The sequence below is a fragment of the Sinorhizobium sp. Y406 genome (assembly GCF_058732025.1).
The window spans coordinates 1,362,936-1,378,539 of the sequence record NZ_CM178975.1 but is presented as its reverse complement, the minus strand read 5'-3'; the positions used below and the strand labels follow the sequence as shown (position 1 = coordinate 1,378,539).

10 protein-coding genes are annotated in these 15,604 nt (G+C 63.0%); 4 read left to right on the top strand and 6 right to left on the bottom strand.

Annotated features, from left to right (window positions below; translation table 11 throughout):
• Window position 1 precedes the first annotated feature (1 nt).
• The 4 genes from AC4P1R_RS23330 to pobA all read right to left on the bottom strand — a co-directional run bounded on the left by AC4P1R_RS23330 (window position 2) and on the right by pobA (window position 3,909).
• On the bottom strand, window positions 2–1,042 hold the full coding sequence (locus tag AC4P1R_RS23330) for a TRAP transporter substrate-binding protein (RefSeq protein WP_492177997.1): 1,041 nt from the start codon (window positions 1,040–1,042) through the stop codon (window positions 2–4).
• Between the two features lie 43 nt (window positions 1,043–1,085).
• Window positions 1,086–1,880 carry a crotonase/enoyl-CoA hydratase family protein gene (locus AC4P1R_RS23325; protein ID WP_492177996.1) on the bottom strand — a complete coding sequence of 265 codons (795 nt, stop codon included), beginning with the start codon at window positions 1,878–1,880 and terminating at the stop codon, window positions 1,086–1,088.
• A gap of 9 nt (window positions 1,881–1,889) precedes the next feature.
• On the bottom strand, window positions 1,890–2,651 hold the full coding sequence (locus tag AC4P1R_RS23320) for an SDR family NAD(P)-dependent oxidoreductase (protein WP_492177995.1): 762 nt from the start codon (window positions 2,649–2,651) through the stop codon (window positions 1,890–1,892).
• An 85-nt stretch (window positions 2,652–2,736) separates the two neighbouring features.
• A complete protein-coding gene (gene pobA / locus AC4P1R_RS23315) occupies window positions 2,737–3,909 on the bottom strand; it encodes a 4-hydroxybenzoate 3-monooxygenase (RefSeq protein ID WP_151612754.1) in 1,173 nt (390 codons plus the stop codon).
• A 153-nt stretch (window positions 3,910–4,062) separates the two neighbouring features.
• On the opposite strand from pobA, the gene AC4P1R_RS23310 reads away from it, so the two are divergent.
• A complete protein-coding gene (locus AC4P1R_RS23310) occupies window positions 4,063–4,947 on the top strand; it encodes a helix-turn-helix domain-containing protein (RefSeq protein WP_151612752.1) in 885 nt (294 codons plus the stop codon).
• Between the two features lie 83 nt (window positions 4,948–5,030).
• Here the strand turns inward: AC4P1R_RS23310 and AC4P1R_RS23305 are convergent, their stop codons facing one another.
• Together AC4P1R_RS23305 and AC4P1R_RS23300 are read right to left on the bottom strand one after the other, a co-directional pair.
• Window positions 5,031–5,402, bottom strand: a complete 372-nt coding sequence (locus AC4P1R_RS23305) for a response regulator transcription factor (protein ID WP_069457693.1) — start codon at window positions 5,400–5,402, stop codon at window positions 5,031–5,033.
• A gap of 193 nt (window positions 5,403–5,595) precedes the next feature.
• Entirely contained in the window at window positions 5,596–7,032 is a 1,437-nt protein-coding gene (locus tag AC4P1R_RS23300) for a polyhydroxyalkanoate depolymerase (protein WP_492177994.1), read from the bottom strand.
• A 622-nt stretch (window positions 7,033–7,654) separates the two neighbouring features.
• On the opposite strand from AC4P1R_RS23300, the gene AC4P1R_RS23295 reads away from it, so the two are divergent.
• The 3 genes from AC4P1R_RS23295 to AC4P1R_RS23285 all read left to right on the top strand — a co-directional run bounded on the left by AC4P1R_RS23295 (window position 7,655) and on the right by AC4P1R_RS23285 (window position 15,589).
• A complete protein-coding gene (locus tag AC4P1R_RS23295; RefSeq protein WP_151612749.1) occupies window positions 7,655–8,281 on the top strand; it encodes a response regulator transcription factor in 627 nt (208 codons plus the stop codon).
• A gap of 405 nt (window positions 8,282–8,686) precedes the next feature.
• Window positions 8,687–14,215, top strand: coding sequence for a trifunctional serine/threonine-protein kinase/ATP-binding protein/sensor histidine kinase (locus tag AC4P1R_RS23290; RefSeq protein ID WP_492177993.1), 5,529 nt, complete (start codon window positions 8,687–8,689; stop codon window positions 14,213–14,215).
• Window positions 14,216–14,359: 144 nt separating this feature from the next.
• The gene (locus tag AC4P1R_RS23285; protein WP_151612745.1) at window positions 14,360–15,589 is read left to right on the top strand and encodes an ABC transporter substrate-binding protein; all 1,230 of its coding nucleotides are present in this window, start codon (window positions 14,360–14,362) and stop codon (window positions 15,587–15,589) included.
• Window positions 15,590–15,604: the final 15 nt, after the last annotated feature.

Genomic DNA, 15,604 nt, shown 5'->3' with positions numbered 1-15,604 from the left:
GTCAGCCCTCGTCGAGCAGTTCGTTCGCACGGGCCATGATGGCGGCGCCATCGTGGCCCGCATCGTTGAGCTTGGCGATCCAGGCGTCATAGATCGGCGCGGCGGCCTCGCGCCAGGCCGCGATTTCCTCTGTGGGAATCTCGGCGATCTGATTGCCCTGCTTCTCGACCACCGACTTGCCGAAGGCCTCGAATTCATCGAACTGCTTGCCGAGCCGATGCGACAGCGTCATGCCGGAGGCAGCGTCGATGACGCCGCGCAGATCGTCCGAAAGGCTTTCGTATTTGGCCTGGTTCATGACCAGTGCAAAGGTATTGGCATAGAGCCCGCGTGCCGCCGGCGCCGGCGCCGCGCTGTAGGAGGTCAGTTCCTGCAGCTTGAAGGCGGGGACGACTTCATAGGGCAGGCAACAACCGTCGATCACGCCGTTCGAGAGACCCACCACCATTTCCGTCACCGGGAAGAAGACCACCTCCGCACCGAGATTGGTCAAGAGATCGCCGGTCGACTGGTTCGGCGCCCTGAGCTTCAGGCCCTTCAGATCGGCCTTGCTCCGCACCGGCGCGTTGCGGGTGTGCAGCTTGCCGCCATCGTGGGTGTGGAAGGCCAGAACCTTCATACCGCGGTATTCGTTCTGCCCGAACTCGTCCATGAGCTTGTGCATGGCCACCGAGGTTTTCTCGGCGTTGGTCACCATGAAGGGATTCGCCATGGTCTCGGCAACCGGAAACCGGCCGGGCGTATAGACCGGCAGCGTCCAGGCGATGTCGCAAATGCCCTGCCGCGTCTGGTCGGCAAGCTGCGGCGGCTTGCCGCCAAGCTGCATGGCCGGGAAAATCTGGACCTCGATCGCCCCGTTCGAGGCGGCGGTCAGTTCGGCGGCCCATGGCTCGAAGAACTTCGTCTGCATCGGGGCGACGCCCGGCAGGAAATGATGCAGCCGAAGGGTCACTTCGGCGGCATGCGCCCGCGTCAGGATTGCGGGCGCGGTCAGAGCCGCCCCGATCGAGGCCAAGATTGTCCGTCTTGTAAAGCTGGTCATCGATATTCCTCCTCTATCTCGACCTTTCACTCTGTCCCGCGATCTACCGGAACTCCGGCTTCCGCTTTTCTAGGAAGGCCCGCAGGCCTTCCTGTGCATCCGCACTGGTCTGCGATACGGCGGCCGCCAGGCTTTCGGTAAAGAGGCCGTCGCTGCGCGACATGTCGGAAATCCGGCTGATCGCCTGGATCATCATGAAATTCGATAGCTGGGCATTTTCCGCGATCTTCAGGGCCAGCTCGCGCGCGAGCGACATCGCCTCGCCTTCGCCCACCGCATAATGGGCGAGGCCCAATGCCAGTGCTTCCTCGGCGCCGTATTTACGACCGGTCAGCATCATCTCGCACATCCGGTCGGAGCCGAGGATGCGGCCGATGCGGACGCTGGCGCCGCCGCCGACATAGATGCCGCGCCGCCCCTCCGGCAGCTGGAAGATGGTGGAGGGTTCGGCAATCCGCACATGCGTCGAGGCCGCAAGCTCCAGTCCGCCGCCGATGACGGCGCCGGACATGGCCGAAACGACCGGCAGGCCCGAAAACTGAACGAGATCCATCACCCGGTGCCAATTGCGCGAATGTCGCATCGTGCCCTCGGCATCGCGGGCCACATGCTCGCTGAGATCGAGCCCCGAACAGAAGTGTCCCGCCGTGCCGGTCAGAATGACGACACGGACCCCCTGGGGCGGCCTGGAAAAAAATGCGTCGATCGCATCGAGCAGCGCGTCGCACATTGCATTGCGCTTCTCGGGCCGGTTCATGGTCAGGATGGCCAGCGGACCCTCGATCTCGACGGTCAGGATCGGTGCTGCGTCCTTGGGTGTGACATGCGCCTGTGACAAGTGCATCTCCTATTTGATGGGCATGCGCACGGCCGCATCCAGGCGGATCACCGAGCCGTTCAGCATTGGATTTTCGACGATGCATTGCACCAGCCGGGCGAATTCGTTCGCGTCGCCCATCCTTGCAGGGAACGGCACCGCCTTGAGGATTTCTGCACGGGCGTCGTCGGGCAGACCCGCGCTCATGGCGGTTTCGAACAGTCCCGGAGCGATGGTCATGACCCGGATACCGAAGCGCGCCAGCTCGCGGGCGGCCGGCAGCGTCATCGACGCCACTCCGCCCTTTGAGGCGGAATAGGCGGCCTGCCCGATCTGTCCGTCTTGATAGGCGATCGAGGCGGTATTGACGATGACACCCCTTGCTCCATCCCTGTCGAGCGGCTCGGCCGCCGCCATTGCCCGCGCAGCAATGCTCATCACGGTGTAGGTACCCACGAGATTGACCCGGAGCGTGCGCTCGAACTGGCCCACGGTGAGGCTGCCGTTCCGCGGCAGAATGCGGGCCGCCGTTCCGATGCCGGCGCATGAGACGGCGACGCGCGGCACGCCGAGCGTGCCCAAGATACGATCGAATGCAGCCTCCACTGCCGCCGCGTCGGACACGTCCGCGCCCAAGGCCAATCCGCCGATATCGGCCGCAACAGCCGCCGCCGCATCCTCGATCAAATCGATGCAGGCGACCTTGGCGCCGAGCCCGGCAAGGTGCCGCGCTGTCGCCGCCCCAAGGCCGCTGCCCGCTCCCGTCACCACGGCCACATGCCCTTCGATCATCGCACTTCCTCCCTCATCAATTTGTTATGCAGGGATATTGTTATCTCAATGAACAATATTTTTCCATAACCAACTGTCTTCCCCTTCAGAACGGCAAGCCCACGTAGTTTTCCGCCAATGCCGTCGCCGCAGCCCGCGAATGGGTGAGATAGTCGAGCTCGGCTTCCTGGATCTTCTGGTCGAAATCGCTGGTGTCGGGGAAGCGGTGCATCATCGTCGTCATCCACCAGGAAAAGCGAACCGCCTTCCAGATGCGCGCCAGGGCTTTCGCCGAATAGGCATCCAGACCGGCATTGGAGCGGTCCTGATAGTGCTCGAGCAGGGCCTCGAACAGGTAGTGCACGTCGCTCGCTGCAAGGTTCAGCCCCTTGGCACCGGTAGGCGGCACGATATGGGCGGCATCGCCGACGAGAAACAGCCGGTTGAACCGCATCGGCTCGGCGACGAAGGAGCGTAGCGGCGCTATCGATTTTTCAAAGGAGGGCCCGGTGACCATGCGCTCGGCATGGTGAGCCGGCAGCCGGCGCCGCAATTCGTCCCAGAAGCGCTGGTCGGTCCATTCATCGATGTGCTCATCGAGCGAGCACTGGATGTAATAGCGGCTGCGGCTCGTCGATCGCATCGAGCAGAGTGCGAAGCCGCGTGGGTGATTGGCGTAAATCAGTTCGTGGCTCACCGGCGGCACGTCGGCGAGAATGCCGAGCCAGCCAAAGGGGTAGACCTTCTCGAAAGTGCGGATCGCCTTCTCCGGTACCGACTTGCGGCTCACTCCATGAAAGCCGTCGCATCCGGCAACGAAATCGCAGTCGATGCGGTGGGTGACGCCGTCCTTTTCATAGGTGACGTAGGGGGCATGTCCTTCGAAGTCGCACGGCGTCACGTTCGCCGCCTCGTAGATCGACAACGCTCCCGCCTTTTCGCGATGGTCCATCAGGTCGTGCGTGAGTTCGGTCTGGCCATAGATCATCACTCGCTTTCCGCCGGTCAGGCCGACGAGGTCGATGCGGTGATCGCGGCCATCGAAGGCGAGCGAGAAGCCGTCATGCGGCAGGCCTTCCGCATGCATGCGGGCGCCGGAATGCGCCTCGTCCATCAGCCGAACCGTGCCCTCCTCGAGCACGCCGGCCCGTACCCGGCCGAGAATGTAGTCCTTGCTCGCACGGTCGAGAACGACGTTGTCGATCCCCGCCCGGGTGAGCAATTGCCCGAGCAGCAGGCCTGACGGCCCGGAGCCGATGACGGCGACCCGTGTACGCATGCTTTCCTCCCTTACCGGCCTGTCGGCCCGGTCGATGTCCTGCCGCCATCGGGGCCTGACACTTGTCAAATTCTGCGCATCGTCGGCACGCGCCTCAATGGACTTTTCCGCCAATAAATTGCACAAATCGAACATTGATCCCGAGAGAGTCCGATGAAGCGCCCCGTCCCGACCTATGAGCTCTATGGCGAAGAATTCGGAGAACGGCCGGAATTTTGGCTGCATTGCGAGACGATCCCGTCGCGCAGCAGCCTTCACCATTGGGAGATCGGACTGCACCGACACGAGAACTTCTTTCAGATCCTGTACATCGCCGGCGGCTCCGGCGATGCGACCTTCGGCGGCCGGTCAGAGGCGATCTTGCCGCCGGCGATCGTCACCGTCCCGGCGGGCGCCAGTCACGGCTTTCGTTTCTCTCGCGACGTGGACGGCTTCGTCTTCACGGTTCTCGCATCCCATCTGCCGGCTTCGGGCGGACGAAGCAGGCTGGGTGCATGGCTGGCCGCACCGCGCCTGACGCCGCTCGGTGATGGAGAAGACGGGCGATATATCGCCGACACATTGAAGCGTCTTGCGGCAGAATGGGAGGGGCGGCGCAGCCACCGCACCGTACTCCTCGACAGCTATCTGATGACCGTTTTGACCTTGACGGAGCGGCTTGCACAAGCGCCGCCGAACGAGAAGGGGCTGGGGGAAACCAATAATGAGCGGCGGATGGAGCTCTTCGACGCGCTCCTTCAGCAGCATTATCTCACGCACCAGCCGGCCGCCTTCTATGCGCGAGAACTCAGCCTGTCGCCGACGCATCTCAACCGCATCACCCGAGCGATGACAGGAAAAAGCGTGCAGGAAATCATTGCCGCAAGGCTCCTCACAGCCGCCCGGCGCGAGCTTGTCTTTACCCGCGCAAGCGTGCAGGAAATCAGTTTCCGCCTGGGCTTTTCCGACCCGGCCTATTTCTCGCGCTTCTTCGTCCGCCACAACGGCATGACGCCGCGCGCTTGGCGCATCGCCGAGCGGCTGAGGCTTGGCGCGTGAAACCTTAAAGCGAGGACCTGCGACCCCCACTGTGAGCATCCCGCGACCTAGAATGACCGCTGGCCCTGACTGGATAGCGACAGCTACCGCGCCAGCGCAGAACGGATGCAGTTCAGCAGGTCCTGCTCGCCGAACGGCTTTGTTAAATGGCCCACGATACCCGGACCCAACTCACGCGCGTGCACGTTTTCATCCGGAAAGGCGGTGATCAGAACGGTCGGAATATTCTCGCCCAACGAAATGAGTCGGCGGTGCAGATCGAGCCCGCTCATTCCGGGCATATGGATGTCCGTCACCAGGCAGGCCGTGCAGGAGATATGGGGGGACCTCAAGAAATCTTCTGCGGATGAAAAGACATCGGCGTCAAAACCCAGCGATCTTATGAGACCCTTTGTAGCCTCCCGCATCGACTCATCGTCGTCGACAATCGCAATCAGAGGCTTGTTGGTCAGCACCGCCGCCTCCCAATTCGCGGCCAGGGTTGTGCAAAATTCCATTTTCATGGCCACGTTGTAGGATCACCCTAATATGCCGACCACGGCATCGAAAGCTATACGATGGTATAGACTGCAGCGCCGTGCGTTTTTCAGACGCACAAAGGTCGAGGTAGAAAGTTGAAAATGCTGCATGTTTTTATGCTTGAATCAGCTAGGATCCAAGGAAACCTGCAGCAGGGTCCTGACCCTCGCCATGACTTGCGGTGGCCGCTGCGACCGGGGTGTCCAGCCGTCGCTCGGACATGCCGCCCGGATCGATGTCCCGTTCGGAACCTGCGTGCATCTGCTGTTCCAGGATGAAATGGGTGATACGGGGCGCGATCTCGGCACGAAAGCGGGAGCCGTTGAACACCCCGTAATGGCCGGCCCCCTTCTGGAGATGGTAGACCTTTTTGTCCCGCGGCAGATTGGGGGTGAGTTCGAGCGCCGCGCGTGTCTGGCCGACGCCGGTGATATCATCCTTCTCGCCCTCCACGACCATGATCGCGCATCGCCGGATCGCGCCCAGGTCCACCCGTTTCCCGCGATGGATCATCGCGCCCTTGGGCAGATCATGGCGGAGGAAGACCTGTTCGACCGTCTGCAGGTAGAATTCGGCAGTCATGTCCATGACGGCCAGATATTCGTCGTAGAAGTCCCGGTGCTTCTCAGCCGCTTCTCCGTCGCCATTGACGAGATGCTTGAGCATCTTGCAATGCGCAGTGAGATGCCGGTCGATATTCATCGCCATGAAACTGGAGAGCTGCATGAAGCCCGGATAGACATCGCGCAGAGATCCCGGATAGTCAGAGGGCACCTTTGCGATGCAATGTTTCCTGAACCACTCGATGCTGCGCTTCTCAGCGAAACGGTTCACCGCCGTCGGGGAACGGCGGGCGTCGATCGGGCCTGCGATGAGGGTCACGGAACGTGGCGTGAGCGGGTCGTTCTCTGCCTCCATAGAGGCAATGGCGGCGATCACCGGCACCGAGCTTTGGCAGACCGCCAAGATGTGGAGATCAGGCCCGAGCGCCCGGAACATGGCGATGAGGTAGTCGATGTAATCGTCGAGATCGAACCGCCCCTGCGAAAGCGGCACCATACGTGCGTCGGTCCAGTCTGTGATGAAGACCTGGTGGGTTGGGAGAAAGGCTTCCACTGTGCCACGCAGGAGGGTGGCGAAATGGCCGGATAGGGGGGCGATCATCATCAGCTTTGGCTGCGGCTTCGCGCGGTGCCGCGCCTGGTCGAACGGGATCATCTGCCCGATCGGAGCATTCGGTTTCGGCCTTGGCTGCCCGAGATCTCGATCGAATGCGATCAGCCGGCCGAAGGGCCGTTCCCAGACGACGCGTTCGCTCACACAGCACTGTTGGCCGTCGACGAGAGTGGTGGAGAATCCGAACGTCGGTTTGCCGTAGCGCTGCGTCGCGTTCTCGAAAAGTTCGCAGGCGGCTGCAATGGTCCGGCCGTACACCGTGCGGCTGATGGGGTTGCTCGGGTTCCCGAATATGACCTTCATTCCCCGCGTCGTTGCCCGTGCCGGGGTGAGCATCCGATGAGCCGTTTCGTACCAGAAATAGGCGGGGTTGGCGAAGGCGAGATTCATCGGGGTCTCCTGGTGCAGCCTGCGTGATGCCCGACGGCTCTGGCATCCACTGCCGTTTCGAAGCAGCCTGCCACTGGCGGCCAGACTTGCTGCTGGACCCGATGATAGTGTGGGGGAGACCCTCTTTTCGATTATACATATAGGCCGGCGGAGCAGCCAAACGGTTCGTAATACTTATACAGACGTCTACCGACGTTCAGCCTTCGCGGCGATCCCCGGCAAGTACTTCGCCTGTTCCTGCCTCATGGTTCTGGGTCGCGAACGTGGCCGGCCTTGCTGCGGCCCTGGCACGCCACCGAAGACGGAAGGCGGATGGCGAACGTTCTCGCGGAGACGTCTGGCCTTGTTTCCGAAGCGCTTGATGCGCATTCTGGCACTCGGTGCCGGGACTACGGCGCCGCGCGTCTAATCAGACGCGCAAAGGTCGCTGCAGCACTTTGAATTGCTGCATGTCTTTGTTATTGAATCGATATCGATTTGAGGACAAAGACATGCAGCAAGGGAGGAGAGAACAAGGAGTGTGCGCGTGGCGTGAATGGTGCTCTGCTGGTCGGGCGTTGCCGCAGCGCGTTCAGACAGCGCACGTCCAAAAGAGGCAGTTTCATTTCGGGGGAGGCTGACGATGGCCGAGGCACCAGAAACCGTCATCGTCATCGATGATGATCAGGCGATACGCGAGGCGCTTGGCAGCCTGCTGCGGTCCGTTGGCTTCGACGTAAAGCTCCTCGCTTCGGTGGGCGACTTCCTTAGGTCTGGGAGGCCCAACGGACCGACCTGTCTCGTGCTCGATGTCCGGCTGCCGGGGCAAAGCGGTCTCGACTTTCAGCTCGAGTTATCGCGGGAAAACATTCAGCTGCCGATCGTCTTCATCACCGGGCACGGCGACATTCCCATGTCCGTCCAAGCGATGAAAGGGGGCGCGGTCGAGTTCCTGACGAAACCGTTTCGCGATCAGGATCTGCTAGACGCCGTTCACCTCGGCCTCGCACGCGACCGCGTGTGGCTTGAAAATGAAAAGGCATTGGCGGAGTTGCGCAGGCGTTTCGATAGCCTGACCCCGCGGGAGCGCGAGGTGATGGCCTTGGTGGTAACCGGACGGCTCAACAAGCAAATCGCAGGCGATCTGGGTGTGAGCGAGATTACCGTGAAAGTTCACCGCAGCCAAGTCATGCACAAGATGCGTGCCAGGTCCTTGCCTGAACTTGCCCGCATGGCGGACAAGCTGGAGCTCGCGCAGGAAAAGCCGTAAGGTGGGGTACAGGAGCTTTTGGGCGCGCGGACAGGTTTTCCCTCTTTGGTTTCCGATCCTTCCTTCCTGCCAATAGTCAGGTGCCGCAGCGTACCAGGGGCCGACCCTCTTCCGACAGTGGGCCCCTTGAAGCTCTCCCGACGGCTCCCTGCGAGGGGGTCGGCTGCTGCATGTCCACGTGCCCGTGCTGAAGACGCATCCGCTCTAACGCACGAAGAAATCTGGTGGAAAAGACATCGTCACACCATGTCGTGTGTGGTAAAAGTCCTCGTTTAAGCTCGCTCTGGCTAACCTTGGAGGACGAATCTTGGCGCTCAAAGTTGCTGTCAGCCTGTCGAGAAACGCTAAGTTGTCGACCGGGTCCGGCAGTTGAACCTATCGTTCGGCGCTGATGGAGATGGCACCTTGGAGGTCCTGTGGGAGGATGGCGAACGCGTGCTGTGCCGCGGACGACGTCGGGGTGCCGGCGGGCGGTGGAACACTGCGCTGATCATCCTTCCCGCCGGCGAGCACCCGACACCCTCGAGCCTCGATCGCCTCGCCCACGAATATGAACTGAAGGACGATCTGGACGGTGCATGGGCCGCGCAGCCACTGGAGTTCGTGCGCAAAGGCAGCCGGACGATGCTGGTTCTCGACGACCCCGGCGGCGAGCCGCTCGCCCGGCTGCTCGACGGCCCCATGGAGGTCGGAGACTTCTTACGAATCGCTATCGGCGTCGCCTCGACCCTGTGCAAGGTCCACCGGCGCGGCCTCGTCCACAAGGACATCAAGCCTGCCAATATTCTGGTGAGCGGCGCGAGTGAAGAGGTGCGGCTGATCGGCTTCGGCATTGCCTCGCGCCTCTCCCGCGAACGTCAGGCACCCGAGCCGCCCGAGACCATCGCCGGGACGCTCGCCTACATGGCACCGGAGCAGACCGGCCGCATGAACCGATCGGTCGACCATCGCAGCGATTTCTACGCGCTCGGCGTCACCTTTTACCAAATGCTCACGGGTGTATTGCCGTTTGCGGCTGCCGATCCGATGGAATGGGTGCACTGCCACCTCGCCAGGAAGCCGTTGCCGCCCCAAGAGCGGCGGAAGGAGGTGCCCGGCGTCATCTCAGCGATCATCATGAAGCTGCTCGCGAAAACCGCCGAGCAGCGCTACCAGACCGCCGCCGGCCTGGAGCACGACCTGCGGCGCTGCCTCACGGCCTGGGACGCTCTGGGCCGCATCCATGACTTCCCGCTCGGCGAACACGACACGCCGGACCGAATCCTCATTCCGGAGAAACTGTACGGGCGCGAGCGCGAGATCAAGATCCTGTTCGCCGCCTTCGACCGCATCGTCCAGGGTGGCGCGCCGGAACTGGTGCTGGTATCCGGCTATTCCGGTATCGGCAAATCCGCCGTCGTCGACGAACTGCATAAGGTGCTCGGGCCGCGCGGGCTGTTCGCCTCTGGCAAATTCGACCTGTACAAGCGCGACATCCCCTATGCGAGCCTGGCGCAGGCGCTGCAGGAGCTGATCCAGCCGCTGCTGGGCAAGAGCGAGGCCGAGCTGGCGCCCTGGCGCGAAGCCCTCGGCGAGGCGCTTGGCCCGAGTGGACAGCTCATGGTGACACTCGTCCCTGAGCTCGAACTCATCACAGGCCCACAGCCGCCGCTGCCGGAGCTGCCGGCACAGGACGCGCAGCGCCGCTTCCAAACGGTGTTCTGCCGGCTGCTCGGTGTGTTCGCTCGGCCGCAGCATCCGCTCGCGCTGTTCCTCGATGACCTGCAGTGGCTTGATGCTGCGACGCTCGACCTGCTTGAGCACCTGCTGACCCGGCCCGAGCTGCGCCACGTACTGCTGGTCGGCGCCTACCGGGATAACGAAGTCACGGCAGCGCACCCGCTGATGCGGCGGCTGGCGGCGGTCCGCGGCGCCGGCGCGTCGGTACAGGAGATTGTGCTGACGCCGCTCAGGCTGGAAGATATCGGCGGGCTCGTTGCCGATGCCCTGCATAGCACGCCAGCCTGTGCCGCGCCGCTGGCCCGGCTGGTGCATGAAAAGACCGCTGGCAATCCCTTCTTCGGCATCCAGTTCCTCACTGCACTGGCCGAAGAAGGACTGGTCGCCTTCGATCATGAGCAGGGACGCTGGTCCTGGGACCTGAATCGCATTCAGGCAAAGGGTTACACGGATAATGTCGTGGATCTTTTGTTGGGGAGGTTGCGCCGCCTCCCCGGTGCGACTCAGGACGCCCTGCAGCAGTTGGCCTGCCTGGGCAACGCTGGCGAGAGCGCCACCCTCGGCCTCATGCGGGGCGAGACCGAGGTTGCACTGAACGCAGCACTATCGGAGGCGGAACGAGCCGGCTTGGTATTCCGGAGGGATGGAGCCTATCAATTCCTGCACGACCGCGTCCAAGAGGCGGCCTATGCGCTGATCCCCGAAGCCGAGCGGGCTGCGGCGCACCTTTCCATTGGCCGGCGGCTGGCCGCCCACGCGCCGCCGGAAGCTGTCGAGGAGCATGTCTTCGAGATCGTCGGCCAACTCAACCGCGGCGTCGCACTGATCGCCTCGGCCGAGGAGCAGGAGCGAGCTGCCGAGCTGAATTTGATTGCCGGGCGGCGCGCCAGAGCTTCGACCGCATACGCCTCGGCGCTGACGTATTTCACCGCGGGGCTGGCAATATTGCCGGACGACAGCTGGGAGCGCCGGCACGAGCTGACCTTCGCGCTCGAGCTGCACCGGGCCGAGTGCGAGTTCCTCACGGGAGCGCCGCGGGAAGCGGAGGCGCACCTCGCCGGACTGGCAAACCGCACTGTCAGCCTCCCCGAACTGGCGACCATAACCCAGTTGCAAGTGGACCTCTTCATGACCCTCGGCCGAAGCGACCGCGCCGTCTCGGTGGGCCTCGACTATCTCCGCCGGGTCGGCATCACGTGGTCCGCGCATCCGACGAAAGAACACGTCCGGCGGGAATATGCGCGCATGTGGCGACTGCTCGGGGATCGCCCGATCGAGGCACTGCTCGAACTGCCCCCGATGGCCGATCCGGTCGCATCCGCCACGATGAACGTTCTTACCTCGCTCGTGTCCCCTGCCTTGTTCACCGACGAGAACCTGCGCCCGCTCGTCATCGGGCGCATGGTGACTCTGAGCCTTGAACACGGCAATAGCGACGCATCGTGCTACGCCTACGCCACGGTCGGCAATGTGCTGGGGCTGTTTTTCGGTGACTACAAGGCCGGACTCCGATTCGGCCAGCTCGGTCTTGACCTGGTTCAGCAGCGTGGGATCGATCGCCTGAAGGCCCGCGTCTATCTCGCCTTTGGAAACCTCGCAATGCCGTCGGCACGGCACTTCCAGCCGGGCCGGCCGATCGCACGGCACGCCTTCGATGCGGCGCATCAGGTAGGTGACCTGACCTACGCGGCCTTCAGTTGCAACAACATCCTCACGCAACTCCTCGCCGGCGGTGATCCGCTCACCGAGGTGCAGCGCGAGGCTGAAGCCGGGCTCGACTTCGCGCGCCAGGCCCGGTTCGGTCTTGTCGTCGACCTCATCACCGCACAGCTCCGCCTTGTTCGAACTCTCCGCGGCCAAACTGCCATCTTCGGCTCTTTCAATGATGCGCGCTTCGATGAGGATCGGTTCGAGCAGCATCTGGAGGAAGATCCGCGCCTGTCGGTCGCCGCATGGTTGTACTGGATCCGCAAGCTGCAGGCCCGCTTCCTCGCTGGCGACCATCCCGCCGCCGTTCTGGCGGCGACGAAGGCAGAAAGCCTCCTGTGGATGTCGCCGGCCATCTTCGAGCGGGCGGAATATCATCTCTATTCTGCGCTGGCGCGGGCCGCGCTCTGCGACACCGCCTCCGTCGAGGAGCGAGCCCTTCACCGGGACGCCCTGACCGCCCACCGCCGCCGACTCCGGGAGTGGGCCGAGAACTGTCCTGAAAACTTCGCAAGTCGCGCCGCGCTGGTGGAAGCCGAGATCGCCCGCCTCAAGGGGCGGGAGCTCGACGCGCAGCGTCTCTACGAGCAGGCGATCCGCTCGGCTCGAGACAACGGCCTTGTCCACCACGAGGCGCTCGCCCACGAACTGGCCGCGCGCTTCTACGCGGCGCGTGGCTTCGAGACGAATTTCCACGCCCATTTGCGAAGCGCGCGACACTGCTACCGAAGTTGGGGGGCTGTTGGCAAAGTGCAGCAACTCGATACTTTATATCCCGATATGCCGGATGACGCGCCGGTGCGCCGCCAGACGGGGACGATCGGGGCGTCGATCGAACATCTCGACCTCGCCACCGTGATCAAGGTGTCGCAAGCCATCTCCGGCGAGATCGTTTTCGAAAAGCTGCTGAACACGCTCATGCGCACTGCCATCGAGCAGGCGGGGGCGGAACGCGGCCTGTTGATCGCGGGCGGTGAGCCACGGATCATGACGGAGGCCATGACCCGCGGAGACGCGGTCGTAGTGCAGCTCCGCGACGAGGTGCCAAGCGCGATCACGCTACCGGAATCGATCCTGCAACATGTTCTGCGCACAAAGGAGAGCGTGATTCTCGGCGACGCCGCGGCTCGGAGCTCGTTTTCCGCAGATCCATACATCCGTCAGCACCAAGCCCGTTCCGTGCTTTGCCTGCCGTTGCTGAACCAGGGTCAGTTGACGGGCGTGCTCTACCTCGAGAACAACCTTGCGGCTCGTGTCTTCGCGCCGGCCCGCATCGCAGTACTGAAGCTGCTCGCCTCTCAGGCAGCCATCTCGCTCGAGAATACCCGGTTGTACCGCGATCTCGTCGAGCGCGAGGCAAAGATACGGCGTCTCGTCGAAGCCAATATCATCGGAATCATCATCTGGGATCTCGAAGGCCGCATTCTCGAGGCCAATGACGCCTTCCTCCATATCGTGGGCTACGAGCGCGATGATCTCGTCTCGGGTCGCCTCCGCTGGACGGACCTGACGCCGCCGGAATGGCTCGATCGCCCGGCAGGAGGAGCGCAAGATTACGAACCGGCCGGGAGCCCGCCCCCTTACGAGAAGGAATATATCCGCAAGGACGGCAGCCGTGTGCCCGTGCTGGTCGGCCGGGCGTCGTTCGAAGAAACCCGGAACCAAGGGGTCGCCTTCGTGCTCGATCTGACCGAACGCAAGCGCGCCGAAGAGGCGCTGCGGGAGAGCGAGGAAGCCTTGCGCGAGGCTCAGGGGCACTTGGCCCACGCAAACCGCGTCGCCACCATGGGCCAGCTCACAGCCTCCATCGCGCATGAAGTCAACCAGCCGATCGCCGCATCGCTCACGAATGCCCAGGCTGCCTTGCGCTGGCTGGGAGCCCCTGCGCCCAACCTGGAGGAAGGGGTTCAGGCGCTCCGCCGGATCGTCGAGAACGCCAACCGTGCCGGCGAGGTAATCGACAGGATCCGTGCCCTGGTCAAGAAGGCCCCCCCTCGCAAGGTGCAGTTCGACCTCAATGAAGCCGTTCGTCATGTGATTGCCTTGACCCGCAGCGAAGTGCTGCGGCAAGGCGTGTCGCTGCGGAGCGAGTTCGCGAAGAACCTGCGCCCCGTGGAAGGAGATCGCGTCCAGCTGCAACAGGTCGTCTTGAACCTGATCATGAATGCCATCGAGGCGATGAGCAGCGTTGACGAGGGCGAGCGGGAGTTGCTGATCAGCACCGAGACAGCGGCCTCGGGAGGCGTGACCGTCGGCGTGCGCGACTCGGGCCCTGGCCTGGACCCGCAGTGCATGGACCGCCTGTTCGAGGCTTTCTACACGACCAAGTCCAGCGGCATGGGCATGGGCCTGGCAATCTGCCGTTCGATCATCGAGGCTCACGGAGGGCGGCTGTGGGCTGCCGGGAACGAACCTCGTGGGGCAGTGTTTCAGTTCACTCTGCCGATCGAACGGGAGGACACCGGTGGCGCAGAAGATACCGCCCCAATGGCGGTACTGGGAAACTAGCGCAGCGGCGGCGCTGTAACGGCACGAGCGGCTGGATGAAGCTCTCGCATGCGGTGCATGTTTCAGCTAGGGACGGCAAGAGAGGGTGATCGGGTTTGATTCGCCCTTATAGCGGGGTCGTCGGATCACAAAGAGGAGGAGACCATGAATATCCGCAAATGCGCCATGCTCAGCGCTCTCGTGATGGGTAGCGTCCTGGGCTTCTGTGTTCCGGCCATCGCCGAGGATGTGACGATCTCGGTCTGGTCCCACGACAACGACCGGCCGGCTTCTAGTCTGGTCGCCGACTACAACAAGCTCGATACGGGCATCAAGATCGAGTACCGAGAGGTCCCGTTCGATGACCTGGTCAGCGAGGCCCTACGCGCCCACTCGACGGGCCAGGCTCCGGATATCATCGCGATTGACAATCCGGAACATGCCCTGTTCGCCTCGCGCGGTGCCTTTCTCGATCTGACTGACATGATCGCGAAGTCTACGGTAATCGAGCCGAAAAACTACTTCCCCGGCCCGCTCGCCTCCACGATGTGGGAAGGCCGGCAGTACGGCGTTCCCAAGGCGACGAACACGATCGCACTTTACTACAACAAGGATATGTTCAAGGCGAAGGGCCTTGATCCCGACAAGCCGCCGCGGACCTGGGCCGAATTGGTGGACGCTGCCCGAAAGCTGACCGATCCGGCCGCCAACGTTTATGGCATAGCGTTTTCGGCCAAGGGAAACGAAGAGGGCACCTTCCAGTTCCTGCCCTGGGCGCAGATGGCCGGTGCCAGTTACGAAAACATCAACACCGATGGTGCGGTCAAGGCGCTCGATATCTGGAAAACGCTTCTCGACGAGGGGCTCGCTTCCCGGGATACGCTGACGCGCAGCCAATGGGACTCGACCGGCACCTTCAATTCCGGGAACGCGGCCATGGCCATTTCCGGGCCCTGGGAGCTCGACCGCATGGTCGCTGAAGCCAAGTTCGACTGGGGCGTGGCATTGCTGCCGGTGCCGGAAGAGGGTGCAGAACGATCCTCGTCCATGGGCGACTACAACTGGGCGATCTTCTCAAGCACGGCTCACCCCGAAGAGGCCTTCAAGGTGCTCGAATTTTTCGTCTCTCAGGATGACCGCATGTTCGGCGACTTCGGCCTGCTTCCGGCTCGAGCCGATATCGATATTGGAGAGACCGGCCAACCGCTCAAGGATGCGGCGCTCCACGTCTTTCTCGAGCAGCTCAAATACGCCAAGCCTCGCGGCCCGCACCCTGAATGGCCGAAGATCTCCAAGGCGATCCAGGATGCCATCCAGGCGGCGCTCACCGGGCGGATGTCGTCCAGAGAAGCGCTTGACCAGGCGGCGAAGAAAATCAAGGCCGTGCTCGGCTGAAAGGAGAAGCGTTGC

What these genes read in the sequence shown, in the direction of transcription:
- AC4P1R_RS23285 (WP_151612745.1), top strand. Translation starts at nt 14,360, where the DNA reads ATGAATATCCGCAAATGCGCCATGCTCAGCGCTCTCGTGATGGGTAGC.
- AC4P1R_RS23310 (WP_151612752.1), top strand. Translation starts at nt 4,063, where the DNA reads ATGAAGCGCCCCGTCCCGACCTATGAGCTCTATGGCGAAGAATTCGGA.
- pobA (WP_151612754.1), bottom strand. Translation starts at nt 3,909, where the DNA reads ATGCGTACACGGGTCGCCGTCATCGGCTCCGGGCCGTCAGGCCTGCTG.
- AC4P1R_RS23300 (WP_492177994.1), bottom strand. Translation starts at nt 7,032, where the DNA reads ATGAATCTCGCCTTCGCCAACCCCGCCTATTTCTGGTACGAAACGGCT.
- AC4P1R_RS23320 (WP_492177995.1), bottom strand. Translation starts at nt 2,651, where the DNA reads ATGATCGAAGGGCATGTGGCCGTGGTGACGGGAGCGGGCAGCGGCCTT.
- AC4P1R_RS23295 (WP_151612749.1), top strand. Translation starts at nt 7,655, where the DNA reads ATGGCCGAGGCACCAGAAACCGTCATCGTCATCGATGATGATCAGGCG.
- AC4P1R_RS23330 (WP_492177997.1), bottom strand. Translation starts at nt 1,042, where the DNA reads ATGACCAGCTTTACAAGACGGACAATCTTGGCCTCGATCGGGGCGGCT.